This window comes from Cupriavidus cauae, from assembly GCF_026210475.1.
Taxonomy (GTDB): Bacteria; Pseudomonadota; Gammaproteobacteria; order Burkholderiales; family Burkholderiaceae; genus Cupriavidus; species Cupriavidus cauae.
On the sequence record NZ_CP080293.1, the window covers coordinates 2,041,669 to 2,056,364 of the forward strand.

Below are 14,696 nucleotides of genomic sequence, written 5' to 3' on the forward strand. Positions count from 1 at the left end.
CGGCAGATGGACATGCTGCGGGCGTATCGGGCCCGGCGTTCGTTGCTGTCCCTGCTGTTCCTGTAGTTCCTGCGTTGCCGGCGCCGCGATGCGCCTGACCCTGTGCGCCTTCGTGGCGGGTTGCTGGCTGGTGCAGCAGCTGCCGGCGCTGCCCTCCGCGAGCACCAGCATGACCGCGGGGCTGGCTTCGTTCGGCGTGGTGCTCGTGCTGTCCCCGCTTGCCGGACGACACCGCCGAGCGGTACCGGCGCGCCCGCGTTCTTCCTCCCTTGTCTTCCATGCCCGCTGGCTGGCGACCGTACTGGTGACCGTGCTCGCGGCGCTGATCGTTGGCGCGGCATGGGCGGCGTGGCGCGCCGAGCGCCGGCTGGCCCAACGGCTCGCCGCCGAGCTCGAAGGCGTGACGCTGTCGCTGACCGGCGTGGTGTCCAGCTTGCCGACCGGCAACGGCGAGGGCCTGCGGTTCAACCTGAGCGTCGACGGCAAGCGGCCGGCGGGCTTGCCGGCGCTGCTGTCGCTCGGCTGGCAACAGGCGCCGCCCGCTCTGCTGCCCGGCACGCGGCTGGCGCTGACCGTGCGGCTGAAGCGGCCGCACGGCCTCGCCAATCCGCATGGCTTCGACTACGAATACTGGCTGCTGCAGCGAGGCATCGGCGCGACCGGCTACGTGCTCGCCGCCCACCCGGCATCGCCGGTGGGCCTGCGGCCCGCCTGGCGCATTGCACGCTGGCGCGCGCGGATGCGGGCGCGAATGCTGGCGGCGATGCCGGCTGATGCGCCGTTCGCCGGCGTGCTGGTGGCGCTGGCGATCGGCGACCAAAGCAATATTGCCGCCGAGCAGTGGCGCTGGTTCACGCGCACCGGCATCGGCCATCTGGTCAGCATCTCGGGACTGCACATCACGATGATTTCCGGCCTGGCCGCCGCGCTGGCGCGGGCACTGTGGCGGCGCTCGTTCGGCCTGGCCAGATGGATGCGCAGGCCGCTGCCGTTGCGCTGTCCGGCGCAGCGTGCGGCGGCGGTGGTGGCGGTGGTGTCGGCCCTGGCCTATGGGTTGCTGTCCGGCATGGAAGTCCCGGCGCAGCGCACCGTGGCGATGGTCGCCGTGGCCGCCCTGGCGCTGTGGTGGCAGCGTCGGCCGCCGACCTCGCTGGTGCTGGCCTGGGCTGCCGCGGTGGCACTCGCGCTCGATCCCTGGGCGGTGCGGGCGGCGGGGTTCTGGCTGTCGTTCGGCGCGGTGGCGGCGATCTTTCTGGCGGCGTCGCAGCGCACCGTCGCTGCAGCCGGGCCCGGGCCGCCACCGCCTTCGCTCTGGCAGGCGCGCTGGCATGGCCTGCGCCGGCATCTGGCGGAAGGCGTGCGCACGCAATGGGCCGTGACCGTCGGACTGCTGCCGCCGACGCTGCTGTTGTTCCAGCAGGTGTCGGTGGTGTCGCCGCTGGCCAATGCGCTGGCGATTCCGGTCGTCAGCCTGCTGGTGACGCCGCTGGCCCTGAGCGCGGCGCTGCTGGCGGCGTGGCCCGCGGACTGGCCGCTCGGCGGCGCCATCGCGATGGCGGCCACGCTGCTGCTGACGGTGGCGCATCAGGCGATGGCATGGCTGGGGGCCGTGCTGGTCCGGCTGTCGGCGCCGAACTGGGCCGTCTGGCAGGCGGCACGGCCCGATACCATCGAGCTCGCCTTCGCGCTGCTTGGCACGGCGGTGCTGCTCGCCCCGCGCGCCTTTGGCTGGGGCTGGCGCGTGCATGGCCTGGTGCTGCTGATTCCGATGCTGTCGAGCGGCCGTGCACCGCTGCCCGCCGCGGCGTTCCGCGCCACGGCACTCGATGTCGGGCAGGGCGCGGCGGTGCTGATCGAAACCCGCAGCCACCGGCTGCTGTACGACACCGGGCCGGCCTATGGCCCGACCAACGGTTCGGCGAACGGTCCGGTCAACGGTCCAGTCAACGGTCCAGTCAACGGTCCAGTCAACGGTCCAGTCAACGGTCCAGTCAACGGTCCAGCCAACGGTCCAGCCAACGGTCCGGTCAACGGTCCGGTCAACGGTCGGGTCAACGGCTCGGCTGACGCGCCGCGGCCCAGCGCCGGCGAACGCGTGGTGGTGCCGTTCCTGCGCGCGGTCGGCATCCATTCGCTCGATGCGCTGGTGATCAGCCACGAGGACGCCGACCATGCCGGCGGCGCACGCGACGTGATGGCGGCGCTGCCGGTCCGGCGCATGTGGGCGGCGTTGCCGCGCGGCCATCCGCTATGGCGCTTGCCGGCCGGTGTCGGCCCGGATGTCAGCGAGGTGTGTGCGGCGGGTATCGCCTGGCAATGGGACGGCGTGCGCTTCGAGCTGCTGCATCCGCTGCCGGGGCAGGGCGACGACGCCACGATCGGCAGCAATGCGCGCAGCTGTGTGCTGCGGATCTCGAGCCCGTACGCCACGATGCTGCTGACCGGCGATATCGATCGCGCCGCCGAACGGGCGATGGTGGCGCGCCTGCCGCCCGATGCGCTGCGTGCCGACCTGCTGCTGGTGCCGCACCATGGCAGCCGCACCTCGTCCAGCGACGAATGGCTCGATGCGGTGCAGCCCACCGCCGCGGTGTTCCAGCTCGGCTATCGCAACCGCTACCGGCATCCGCATGCACAGGTATGGGCGCGCTATGGGCGCCGCGGGATTGCGCGCTATCGCAGCGATCGCACGGGCGCGGTAGAAGTCGTCGCGGATCGCGGCGGCATCGCGATCGCGTCGTTCCGGCAGCAGGCGCGGCGCTACTGGCGGCCGGCGCCGGACGCGCCGGAATGAGAGGTGGGTTCCTGTTGAGGCTTGATTGGCCGCGGTTGACGGTAGCTGATGCGCCGCTGCGCCGCTGCGCCGCTGCGCCGCTGCGCCGCTGCGCCGATGCGCCGATGCGCCGATGCGCCGATGCGCAAGCGCCGGCTAATCCTTGGCCGCGCGGCGCGCCGCCGGCCTTTGGACCGATCTTGCGGCCGATTTGGCCGCCGATTTCCCCGCGGACTTCGCCGCCGGCCGCGCGTTGCGGCGCGCCTTGCCGCGCGGCAGCGCCTCCAGCGCATGGCTCGGCTCGGCGCTGGCGATGCGCCGTTCGCGCAGATGGGCCTTGGCCCGTTGCAGCCGGCCCGCCATCGTATCGGCGCGCGCCAGCGCGACGCCCGCGGCCAGCACATCGCCGAGCACCAGATGGCTGATGCGCGAGGTCATCGGCGTATAGACCTCGCTGTCCTCCTCGACATCGGAGAACACGCAGACGTCGGCCAGCGCGGCCAGCGGCGAGCCGCTGTGCGTCAGCGCCAGCACGCTGGCGCCCGCGCTGCGCGCCAGCGTGGCGGCGGTCAGCATGTCCCAGGTACGGCCGCTGTTGGACACCAGTACCGCGACATCGCCCGGCACCAGCAGCGCCGCGGACATGCTGAACACATGCGGATCCGAATACGCGACGGTCGGCATGCCGAGGCGGAAGAACTTGTGCTGGATATCGAGGGCGACGATGCCGGAGTTGCCGCAGCCGTAGAACTCGATGCGGCGCGCGCCGGCCAGCAGCGCGATGCCGTGCTCGATCTGGTCGGCCGACAGCGCATTGCGCACCGACATCAGGGTCGCGATGGTGCGGTCGAACACCTTGCCCGCGATATCGGCCGGCTGGTCTTGCGGATTGACGTCCTGATGCACGAAGGGCGTACCGGCACCGACGGTCTGCGCGAACTGCAGCTTGAACTCGCGAAAGCCGTCGTAGCCCAGCGCCGCGCAGAAGCGCGCGATGGTTGGCTGCGACACGCCCGCACGGCGCGCCAGCTCCGGCATCGACAGCCGGATCACGCTGGCGCCGTGGCGCGCGACGTAGTCGGCGAGGCGCCGTTCGGAGGGGCGAAGGGAGTCGTAGACGGCGAGGATGCGTTCGCGCATGAGGGCGGCAAGGGTCGGATTGGGTCGTTGTATGTAGAGATTCTACGTCGCGGGCCGAATGATCGGGCCGATCGCCGTTCGCCGCAGTCGGGAATAACCCTGAGGCTCGGCGATGGAAATGCCGTTTTACAAGGGGATTTCCCGCATTGTCGGCACATTGGCGCGAATCGGGGCTTCTGGAACCGACCTGTCTTCCGGTAGAATGTAGAAATTCTACACAAAACGACCCCGCCGGGATGGACCCCAGCTCCCGGTTCATCGACTGCCCATCTTCCCGTTCGCCTCTCCATACCGCATGTCACAGACTCTCGATCCCGCGGTGCGCGACGTCACCGAGCGCATCGTCGAACGCAGCCGCGCCAGCCGCGCCGCCTACCTGGAACGCTGTGCCCGCGCGCAGCGCGACCAAGGGCCGGCGCAGGGACTGTCCTGTGCCAATCTGGCCCACGGCTACGCCGCGCTGCCGGCCGCCGACAAGCTGAAGCTGCGCGTCGAACATGCGCTCAATCTCGGCATCGTCACCGCGTACAACGACATGCTGTCGGCGCACCAGCCCTATGAGCGCTATCCGGCGCTGATTCGCGCGGCTGCGCGCGAAGTGGGGGCGGTGGCCCAGGTCGCCGGCGGCGTGCCGGCGATGTGCGACGGCATCACGCAAGGCAATCCCGGCATGGAGCTGTCGCTGTTCTCGCGCGATGCGATCGCGATGGGCACGGCGATCGCGCTGTCGCACAACACCTTCGACGCGGTGGTGATGCTCGGCGTCTGCGACAAGATCGTGCCGGGGCTGGTGATGGGCGCGCTGCAGTTCGGCCATCTGCCGGTGGTGATGGTGCCGGCCGGACCGATGGCCAGCGGCCTGCCCAACAAGGAGAAGGCGCGCGTGCGCCAGCTCTATGCGACCGGCCAGGTCGGCCGCGACGCGCTGCTCGAGGCCGAGTGCCAGGCCTATCACGGCGCGGGTACCTGCACCTTCTATGGCACCGCCAACAGCAATCAGCTGCTGATGGAAATCATGGGCCTGCATCTGCCGGGCGCGGCCTTCGTGCCGCCCGAGGGCGGCCTGCGCGATGCGCTGACGGCCGCCGCGGCACAGCGCGCGCTGGCGCTGTCGGCGCGGGGCGACGGCTATCTGCCGATCTGCCGCATCGTCGACGAACGCGCGGTGGTCAACGGCATCGTCGGGCTGCTGGCGACCGGCGGCTCGACCAACCACACCATTCATCTGGTGGCGATGGCGCGCGCCGCCGGCATCGTGATCGACTGGGACGACTTCGACCGGTTGTCGCGCGTGACGCCCCTGCTGGCGCGCGTCTATCCGAACGGGGCGGCCGACGTCAATCACTTCCATGCGGCGGGGGGCGTCGGCTTCGTGATTCGCCAGCTGCTGAACGCCGGACTGCTGCACGAGGACGTCGAGACCGTGGCCGGCCCGGGGCTGGCGCGCTATGCGCAGGAGCCGGTGCTGCACGGCGGCGCGTTGCAGTGGCGCGAAGCCCCGGCGCAAAGCGGCGACGCGCAGGTGCTCGCGCCGATCGACGCGCCGTTCGATCCGGAAGGCGGGTTGCGGCTGATGTCGGGCAATCTTGGTCGCGGCGTGATCAAGGTGTCGGCGGTCGCGCCGGAGCACCGGATCGTCGAGGCGCCGGCGCGCGTGTTCGATTCGCAGCAGGCGCTGCAGGACGCGTTCACGCGCGGCGAGCTCGATCGCGACGTGATCGTCGTGGTGCGTTTCCAGGGCCCGAACGCCAACGGCATGCCCGAGCTGCATCGCCTGACGCCGCCGCTGGGCGCGCTGCAGGATGCCGGTCATCGCGTCGCGCTGGTGACCGACGGCCGCATGTCGGGCGCCTCGGGCAAGGTGCCGGCGGTAATCCATGTCGGACCGGAAGCGAGCGCCGGCGGTCCGCTGGCGCGCGTGCGCGACGGCGACCGGCTGCGCGTCGACGCGGTCGCCGGCACGCTGGCGTGGCTCGGCGATCCGGCCGAATTTGCGGCCCGCGCGCCTGCTGCACCGCCGCAGGACGCGTTCGCCGACTACAGCCTGGGGCGCGGCCTGTTCGGGCTGTTCCGCCGCCACGCGCGCGGCGCGGAGCAGGGCGGCAGCGCGCTGGACCTCAGCGAGGCCGATGTGATGGCGGCGCCGGCGCCGCGCGCACTATAGTCGTGCTGTAGGGCGTACTTTCGGCAGGCGATCCGGCAACCGATACGGCAACCGATACGGCAACCGATACGGCAGGCGACACGCAACCCCGGACCGAACCCCGGACCAATCAATCCTCAAGCCGGCCGGACCCCGCGTCCGGCCTCGACCGCACGCGCGCGAACCCGCCGCCGCGCGGTCAGACCAACAAGGGCGGCTTCGACCGTCCGATCCTGATCGATGGAGCAGACATGATCTATATCCTGATGGGCGTCTCCGGCAGCGGCAAGACCACGGTCGGCTCGCTGCTGGCGCAGGCCCTGCACTGCGGCTTCCATGACGCCGACGAATTCCACAGCGCCGCCAACAAGGCCAAGATGGCCGCCGGCATTCCGCTGACCGACGAGGACCGCTGGCCCTGGCTGGACGCGATGCGCGCCGCCATCGACCAGGCCCGCGCCGAGGGCCGCCCGCACGTCTTCACCTGCTCCGCGCTGCGCCAGATCTATCGCGACCGCCTGACGCCGCCCGACGGCGGGGTCAGCTTCATCTACCTGAAGGGCGATATCGACGTGCTGCGCACGCGCCTGGCGGGCCGCAGCGGGCATTTCTTCGATCCCAAGCTGCTGCAGAGCCAGCTCGATACGCTCGAGGAGCCGCGCGACGCGCTGGTGCTCGATATCCGCAAGCCCCCGGAGGAACTGGTGCGCCAGATCCTGGCCGAGCGTCCGCCCGTCCGCGGCAGCCAGCCCGTGCACTGAAATGGTGTGCGGGGCGGCGTCCCCGCGCCATTGCGTGGCGCCACGCCGCGCCAACACGCCGTTCGCGACCCGTCTTCCATTGGCAGGCATCTTGCTTGAATGTCTGCCAAGGCACCTGGCCTCCTTCTCGGGGGCGGCGGCCGGACGTATGCTGTAGAAGTCAACGATGCGCGGCGGCCGGTCGGGCGCCCGGTACTGGGGGAGGGCATCATGGCGGCGCGGTTTTTCGATGAAATGCTGGACTGGCGCGGCGATGCGCCCCCGAACATCGCCGCCGGGCAGGCGTTGTCGCCGGACGCGATCCGGCCGCACTACCGCCAGTTCGCCGAGTGGCTGGCGCGCCAGTCGGGCGCGACCATGGCCAACAAGCGTGCCGAGGCCGACCTGGTGTTCCGGCGCGTGGGCATCACCTTCGCCGTCTATGGCGACAAGGACGAGGCCAACAGCGGCACCGAGCGCACCATCCCCTTCGACGTGATTCCGCGCATCTTCCCGGCCGGCGAATGGGCGCTGCTGGAGAAGGGCCTGCGCCAGCGCGTCGCCGCGCTGAACCGCTTCATCCACGACATCTATCACGGCCAGGACATCATCCGCGCCGGCGTGATCCCGCCCGAGCAGGTCTACGACAACGCGCAATACCGGCCCGAGATGCTGGGCATCGACGTGCCGCGCGACATCTATGCGCATGTCGCGGGCATCGACGTGGTGCGCGCGGGAGAGGGCGAGTTCTATGTGCTCGAGGACAATCTGCGGGTGCCTTCAGGGGTCTCCTACATGCTCGAGAACCGCAAGATGATGATGCGCTTGTTCCCCGAGCTGTTCGCGCGCAACCGCGTCGCGCCGGTGGCCCACTATCCCGACCTGCTGCTCGACATGCTGCGCAGCGTGTCGCCGCAGGGCGTGGCCGATCCGACCGTGGTGGTGCTGACGCCGGGCATGTACAACTCCGCCTACTTCGAGCACGCGTTCCTCGCGCAGCAGATGGGCATCGAACTGGTCGAGGGCAGCGACCTGTTCGTGCAGGACGACCATCTGTACATGCGCACCACGCAGGGGCCGCAGCGCGTCGACGTGATCTACCGCCGCGTCGACGACGACTTTCTCGATCCGCTGGTGTTCCGGCCCGATTCGACGCTGGGCGCGGCCGGCCTGCTGGCGGTCTATCGCGCCGGCAATGTCACGGTCTGCAATGCGATCGGCACCGGCGTCGCCGACGACAAGTCGATCTATCCCTATGTGCCCGAGATGATCCGCTTCTATCTGGGCGAGGAACCTCTGCTGGCCAACGTGCCGACCTGGATGTGCCGGCGCCCGGACGACCTGCAGTACGTGCTCGACCATATGGACGAGCTGGTGGTCAAGGAAACGCACGGGGCCGGCGGCTACGGCATGCTGGTCGGGCCGGCGGCGACGCGCGCCGAGATCGACGCCTTCCGCGAGGTGGTCAAGGCGCGGCCGGATCAGTACATCGCGCAGCCGACGCTGGCGCTGTCGACCTGTCCGACCTATGTGGAGGCCGGCATCGCGCCGCGCCATATCGATCTGCGGCCGTTCGTGCTGTCGGGCAAGGAGGTGCGCATGGTGCCGGGCGGGCTGACGCGCGTCGCGCTGCGCGAGGGGTCGCTGGTGGTCAATTCCTCGCAGGGCGGCGGCACCAAGGACACCTGGGTGCTGGAGCGCTGAGCCGACGAACCTTCGAGCCATCGAGCCTTCAAGCCTTCGCACCTTTCCGCAGCCATTGCCGACCCCGCGATCTTCCGACCGGACCACGGAGAGCCATCATGCTGAGCCGCACCGCCGACCACCTGTTCTGGATGGCGCGCTACACCGAGCGCGCCGAGAACACCGCGCGCATGCTCGACGTCAATTACCAGACCTCGCTGCTGCCCCAATCGCTCGAGGTGGCCGAGCAGGGCTGGTGGGCGATGCTCGATATCTCCGAGCTGACGCACGCGTTCGACCACAAGTACGGCCTGCTGGCGCGCGAGGACGTGATCGACTTCATGGTGCGCGACATGACCAACCCGTCGTCGATCATGAGCTGCCTGCGCGCGGCGCGCGAGAACGCGCGGGCCGTGCGCGGTTCGTTGACGACCGAGGTGTGGGAGACGCTGAACACCACCTGGCTGGACGTGCAGCGGATGATCTCGGACGGCGTGCTGCGCGACGATCCGTCGCAATTCTTCGAATGGGTCAAGTTCCGCTCGCACCTGGCGCGCGGCGTGCAGTTCGGCACCATGCTCAAGGACGACGCCTTCCACTTCATGCGGCTGGGCACCTTCCTGGAGCGCGCCGACAACACCGCGCGGATCCTCGACGTCAAGTTCCAGGCCACCGGCAGCGAGAACGGCGGCACCGAACGGACCGAGCAGGACTTCTATCACTGGGCCGCGGTGCTGCGCTCGGTGTCGGGCTTCGAGGTCTACCGCAAGATCTACCGCACGGTGATCACGCCGGTGCGCGTCGCCGAACTGCTGATCCTGCGGCCCGACATGCCGCGCTCGCTGGTGTCGAGCATGGACGAGGTGGTGGCGATCCTGGCGCTGGTGCGCAACCAGCAGTCGGCCGAGACCGAGCGGCAGGCTGGTAAACTGCATGCCGACCTCAAATACGCGCGCATCGACGACATCTTCGCGGTCGGACTGCACGCTTTCCTGACCAGCTTCCTGGAACGCATCGGCGATCTGGGCAGCGGCATCAGCCGGGACTTCCTGGTGCCGCCGCTGGCAGCCTGACCGATGGATTCGCCCACCGACGCGCCAGGCGTACCTGCCGGGCGGATCTGGCGGCGCAGCGCAACATGACCGTGAAATACCAGATCCACCATCGCACCGTTTACCGCTATGCCGAGCCGGTGATCCGCAGCGTTCACGAGCTGCGGCTGGCGCCGCGCTCCGGCCCGCTGCAGCGCGTGCACCAATGGCAGCTGTCGGTGCCGGGCAATCTGTCCGAGGCGCTCGACGGCTTCGGCAATATCGTCCATCAGTTCACGCTGGCGCGGCCGGCCGACACCATCACGATCGCCGCCAGCGGCGAGGTCGAGATCACGCCGGCCTCCGATGCCGACGGCTGCTTCAGCGACGCGCCGCCGCCGGGGGAGGCGCGCGTGTCGCCGCTGTACTTCCGCAGCGGCACGCCGCTGACCAGCGCGCCCGACGAGCTGAGGACGTTCGCCGCCCCGTATCTGGCCGCCGGCCATGATCCCGCCGCGCTGCTGGCGCTGGCCCAGGGCATCGGCGAGCGCGTGCGCTACCAGCCCAATGCCACCGATGTCGGCACCAGCGCCGCCGAGGCCTTCGCGCTGGGCGCGGGCGTGTGCCAGGACCAGGCGCAGGTGATGGTGGCCGCCTGCCGCGCCTTCGGCATTCCGGCGCGCTATGTCAGCGGCTATTTCCACGACCCCGCGGCCACCGAGCTGGCCAGCCACGCCTGGGCCGACCTGTGTGTCGATACCGGGCGGGAGCGCTGGTGCAGCATCGACGTGACGCACGGCTGCTTCACCGATACCCGCCATATCCGCCTCGCGGTGGGGCGCGACTACCGCTCGGCGGCGCCGATCCGCGGCGTGCGCGAGGGCGGCGGCACCGAATCGCTGTCGGTGCAGATCCTGATCGAGCCGGCCTGAGTCCTGCATTGCGCCGCAGCGTGCCGCTACGTGCGGCTACGTGTCGCCGTGGGGCCCCGGGTCGCCACGGGTCGCCACGGCTCGCTGTGGGGCCGATAAGGTGCCGTGACAGGGGACGCCCGGCGAGGGCGCTAGAATGCCGGGATGCTCCCCGCGCGTTCCGCCGCGCGCCATGTCACCACAATAAGACAACACCATGACGTACTGTGTAGCCATGCGGCTCGATGCCGGCCTGGTATTCCTGTCCGACTCGCGCACCAATGCGGGCGTCGACGCGATCTCGACGGCCCGCAAGATGACGGTGTTCGAGGAGCCCGGCGACCGCGTCATGGTGCTGATGACGGCCGGCAATCTCGCCATCAGCCAGTCGATCCGCCAGATCCTGATGGAAAGCCGCGACAGCAAACGCTCGCTGTGGACCGCGCGCGATATGTTCGAGGCCGCCTCGATCGTCGGCGACGCGGTGCGCCAGGTGCACCGCCGCGATGCCGATGCGCTGCGCGATGCCGGCATCGAGTTCAACGTCAGCCTGATCTTCGGCGGCCAGATCGGCCGCGAGCGGGTGCGGTTGTTCAACGTCTATGCGGCCGGCAATTTCGTCGAGGCGACGCCGGAGAACTGCTACTTCCAGATTGGCGAGGCCAAGTACGGCAAGCCGATCATCGACCGCGTGGTGCATCCCTCGTTGCCGCTGGCCGAAGGGGCCAAGTGCGCCCTGATCTCGATGGACTCGACGCTCAAGTCCAATATCTCGGTGGGCCTGCCGCTGGACCTGCTGGTCTACGAAGCCGATTCGCTGCACGTCACGCGCTTTGCCACCATCGACGACCGCAATCCGTATTTCTGCATGATCCGCGAGACCTGGGGCCAGCGCCTGCGCCAGGTGTTCGGCGAGATCGACAACCCGGAATGGGACGCCGCCGCGCCGGCCCAGCATCCGCTGACGCGGCAGGGCGAGGGCGACCGCTGGGGACAGCCGGTGCGGGCTCGGCGCGAGCGTCCGCGCGAACCGCAGTGAACGGGGCGGCGAGGGCTCGCGCGAGGCCGGGTCCGCCGCCGAAACGGCACGCGAGCGGACAGTCCGGCACGCCGATTCCGCCCGTCCATCCGGCCTCGCTCATGTATAATCCCGATTTCCCCGGCAAGCTCGGTTTATGACCAAATTCGTCTTCGTCACCGGTGGCGTCGTCTCTTCCCTCGGCAAGGGCATCGCTGCCGCCTCGCTCGCGGCTATTCTCGAGTCGCGCGGCCTCAAAGTCACCCTCCTCAAGCTCGATCCCTACATCAACGTCGATCCCGGCACGATGAGCCCCTTCCAGCATGGCGAAGTATTCGTCACGGAAGACGGCGCGGAGACCGACCTGGATCTTGGCCACTACGAGCGCTTCGTCTCGGCCAAGATGCGCAAGTCGAACAACTTCACCACGGGCCAGATCTACGAATCGGTGATCCGCAAGGAGCGGCGCGGCGAATACCTGGGCAAGACCGTGCAGGTGATCCCGCATATCACCAACGAGATCCAGGCCTTCATCGAGAAGGGCGCGGCCGCCTCGCACGAAGGCAAGGCCGACGTGGCGCTGGTCGAGATCGGCGGAACCGTCGGCGATATCGAATCGCTGCCGTTCCTCGAGGCCGCCCGCCAGATGAGCCTGCGCATGGGCCGCAACCACGCGGCCTTCGTCCATCTGACGCTGGTGCCGTTCATCGCCAGCGCCGGCGAGCTCAAGACCAAGCCCACCCAGCACTCGGTGCAGAAGCTGCGCGAGATCGGCATCTCGCCGACGGCGCTGCTGTGCCGCGCCGACCGGCCGATTCCGGACGACGAGCGCGCCAAGATCTCGCTGTTCGCCAATATCCCGCAGGAAGCGGTGATCTCGGTGTGGGACGTCGACAGCATCTACAAGATCCCGCAGATGCTCAACGAGCAGGGCCTGGACCGGCTGATCTGCGAGGAGCTGCGCCTGGATCCGAAGCCGGCCGATCTGTCGATGTGGCAGAAGCTGGTCAACGCGCAGGAAAACCCCGAACACGAAGTGACGATCGGCATGGTCGGCAAGTACGTCGATCTGACCGAGTCGTACAAGTCGCTGATCGAGGCGCTGCGCCACGCGGGCATGCATACCGCGACCCGCGTCAATATCGAATACATCGATTCCGAGGAACTGGAATCGGGCCATCTCGAAGTGCTCAAGCCCCTGGACGCGATCCTGGTGCCGGGCGGCTTCGGCAAGCGCGGCACCGAGGGCAAGATCCGCGCGATCCAGTACGCGCGCGAGAACAAGGTGCCGTACCTGGGCATCTGCCTGGGCATGCAGCTGGCGGTGATCGAGTTCGCCCGCCATGTGGCCGGCATGCGCGATGCCAATTCGACCGAGTTCAGCCTCGAGACCGAACACCCGGTGGTCGCCTTGATCACCGAATGGGTTGACCGCGACGGCAAGGTCGAGCAGCGCTCGGCCGATTCGGACCTGGGCGGCACCATGCGCCTGGGCGCGCAGCGCGTGCCGGTCAAGCCGGACACCAAGGCGGCGCAGATCTACGGTGCCGAGGTCAACGAGCGGCATCGCCACCGCTACGAGGTCAACAATCACTACGTGCCGCAGCTGGAGCAGGCCGGCATGGTGATTTCGGCCCGCACCCCGACCGAGAACCTGCCCGAGATGATGGAACTGCCGGCCCAACTGCATCCGTGGTTCGTCGGCGTGCAGTTCCACCCGGAATTCACCTCGACGCCGCGCGAAGGCCATCCGCTGTTCAAGGCCTACGTGGAAGCGGCGCTGGCCGGCCAACAGCGGCGCAAGGGCGCCTGAAGCGGCCGATAGCAGGAGAGCAAGATGAAATTGTGTGGATTCGATGTCGGCCTGAACCAGCCGTTTTTCCTGATCGCCGGTCCCTGCGTGATCGAGTCGGAGCAGATGGCGCTCGATACCGCGGGCGCGCTGAAGACGATCACCAGCGAACTGGGCATCCCCTTCATCTACAAGTCGTCGTTCGACAAGGCGAACCGCTCGTCGGGCAAGTCCTTCCGCGGACTGGGCATGGAGAAGGGGCTGGAGATCCTGGCCACGGTCAAGCGCGAGATCGGCGTGCCGGTGCTGACCGACATCCACGAGATCGACGAGATCGCGCCGGTGGCCGCGGTGGTCGACGTGCTGCAGACGCCGGCCTTCCTGTGCCGGCAGACCGATTTCATCCGCGCCTGCGCGCAGAGCGGCAAGCCGGTCAATATCAAGAAGGGCCAGTTCCTGGCCCCGGGCGACATGAAGAACGTCATCGACAAGGCCCGCGACGCCGCGCGCGAAGCCGGCCTGCCCGAGGACAGCTTCATGGCCTGCGAGCGCGGCGTGTCGTTCGGCTATAACAACCTGGTCTCCGACATGCGCTCGCTGGCGATCATGCGCGAGACCGGCGCGCCGGTGGTGTTCGACGCGACCCACTCGGTGCAGCTGCCGGGCGGGCAGGGCACCAGCTCGGGCGGCCAGCGCGAGTTCGTGCCGGTGCTGGCGCGCGCCGCGGTGGCGGTGGGCATCGCGGGCCTCTTCATGGAGACCCACCCCGATCCGAGCAAGGCGATGTCGGACGGTCCCAATGCCGTGCCGCTGTCGCGCATGCGAGAACTGCTGGCCGTGCTGAAGGATCTGGACGCGCTGACCAAGCGCGCCGGCTTCCTCGAAGACAATTTCGGCTGGCCGGCCTGCGCCTGAGCGCGCAGCGCCAACCGTCAATCGTTCAATCGTTCAATCGTCAGCTGCAACGGCCCTCGCGCCGATCACCGATTCCGCACGTTGCCGCCGTCATCGGGCGGCAACGTTGACAACCATAAGATTCATCCTGGAGATACGCATGGCCGCCGGCTACATCATCGCCTACGTCGACGTCACCGATCCGCAGCAGTACGAGCAGTACAAGGTCCTGTCCAGCAAGGCCATGCAGGAGCATGGCGCCGAGGTGCTGGTGCGCGGCGGCCGCACGGTCCCGCTCGAAGGCGAATGGGCGCCCACCCGCGTGGTGCTGCTGAAGTTCCCCAGCGTCGAGGCGGCCCAGGCGTTCCATGACGGCGAGACCTATCGCGCGGCCCGCAAGGCGCGCGAGCATGCGGCCCGGATGAACATGATCGTGGTCGAGGGCGTTTGAGCCTCGACCGGGGCGTTGCCTGACGCGGGTCTCCACGCGGAGCGCCTGGCGCGCGGTGCAACGCCGTACCAGACGCAGTGCATCGACATACCGAGCTTCACCAGATCTAGATCAAGAGGA

The 14,696-nt window shown here is 69.1% G+C and carries 11 protein-coding genes; 10 read left to right on the top strand and 1 reads right to left on the bottom strand.

What is annotated here, in order from left to right:
• The first annotated feature begins 88 nt into the window (after positions 1-88).
• On the top strand, positions 89-2,794 hold the full coding sequence (locus KZ686_RS09180; RefSeq protein WP_265632277.1) for a DNA internalization-related competence protein ComEC/Rec2: 2,706 nt from the start codon (positions 89-91) through the stop codon (positions 2,792-2,794).
• 135 nt (positions 2,795-2,929) lie between these two features.
• Here the strand turns inward: KZ686_RS09180 and KZ686_RS09185 are convergent, their stop codons facing one another.
• Complete coding sequence (locus KZ686_RS09185; RefSeq protein WP_265632278.1) at positions 2,930-3,913, bottom strand: MurR/RpiR family transcriptional regulator; 984 nt, start codon at positions 3,911-3,913, stop codon at positions 2,930-2,932.
• Positions 3,914-4,208: 295 nt separating this feature from the next.
• Here KZ686_RS09185 and edd point away from each other — a divergent pair, with 295 nt between their 5' ends.
• The 9 genes from edd (at position 4,209) to KZ686_RS09230 (ending at position 14,576) form a co-directional block, all read left to right on the top strand.
• Entirely contained in the window at positions 4,209-6,077 is a 1,869-nt protein-coding gene (edd, locus tag KZ686_RS09190) for a phosphogluconate dehydratase (protein WP_265632279.1), read from the top strand.
• Between the two features lie 230 nt (positions 6,078-6,307).
• Positions 6,308-6,817: a gluconokinase gene (locus KZ686_RS09195; RefSeq protein WP_149319295.1), complete on the top strand. Its 510-nt coding sequence runs from the start codon at positions 6,308-6,310 to the stop codon at positions 6,815-6,817.
• A 210-nt stretch (positions 6,818-7,027) separates the two neighbouring features.
• Positions 7,028-8,500 (top strand): circularly permuted type 2 ATP-grasp protein, encoded by a 1,473-nt coding sequence (locus KZ686_RS09200; RefSeq protein ID WP_149319294.1) that lies wholly within the window; start codon positions 7,028-7,030, stop codon positions 8,498-8,500.
• A gap of 98 nt (positions 8,501-8,598) precedes the next feature.
• Positions 8,599-9,552: an alpha-E domain-containing protein gene (locus KZ686_RS09205; RefSeq protein ID WP_265632280.1), complete on the top strand. Its 954-nt coding sequence runs from the start codon at positions 8,599-8,601 to the stop codon at positions 9,550-9,552.
• Positions 9,553-9,623: 71 nt separating this feature from the next.
• A complete protein-coding gene (locus KZ686_RS09210; RefSeq protein ID WP_187829265.1) occupies positions 9,624-10,442 on the top strand; it encodes a transglutaminase family protein in 819 nt (272 codons plus the stop codon).
• A 196-nt stretch (positions 10,443-10,638) separates the two neighbouring features.
• Entirely contained in the window at positions 10,639-11,460 is an 822-nt protein-coding gene (locus KZ686_RS09215; protein ID WP_149319291.1) for a peptidase, read from the top strand.
• A gap of 136 nt (positions 11,461-11,596) precedes the next feature.
• Complete coding sequence (locus KZ686_RS09220; RefSeq protein ID WP_149319290.1) at positions 11,597-13,252, top strand: CTP synthase; 1,656 nt, start codon at positions 11,597-11,599, stop codon at positions 13,250-13,252.
• Between the two features lie 24 nt (positions 13,253-13,276).
• Entirely contained in the window at positions 13,277-14,146 is an 870-nt protein-coding gene (gene kdsA / locus KZ686_RS09225) for a 3-deoxy-8-phosphooctulonate synthase (RefSeq protein ID WP_149319289.1), read from the top strand.
• Between the two features lie 139 nt (positions 14,147-14,285).
• Complete coding sequence (locus KZ686_RS09230) at positions 14,286-14,576, top strand: DUF1330 domain-containing protein (protein WP_006576078.1); 291 nt, start codon at positions 14,286-14,288, stop codon at positions 14,574-14,576.
• Positions 14,577-14,696: the final 120 nt, after the last annotated feature.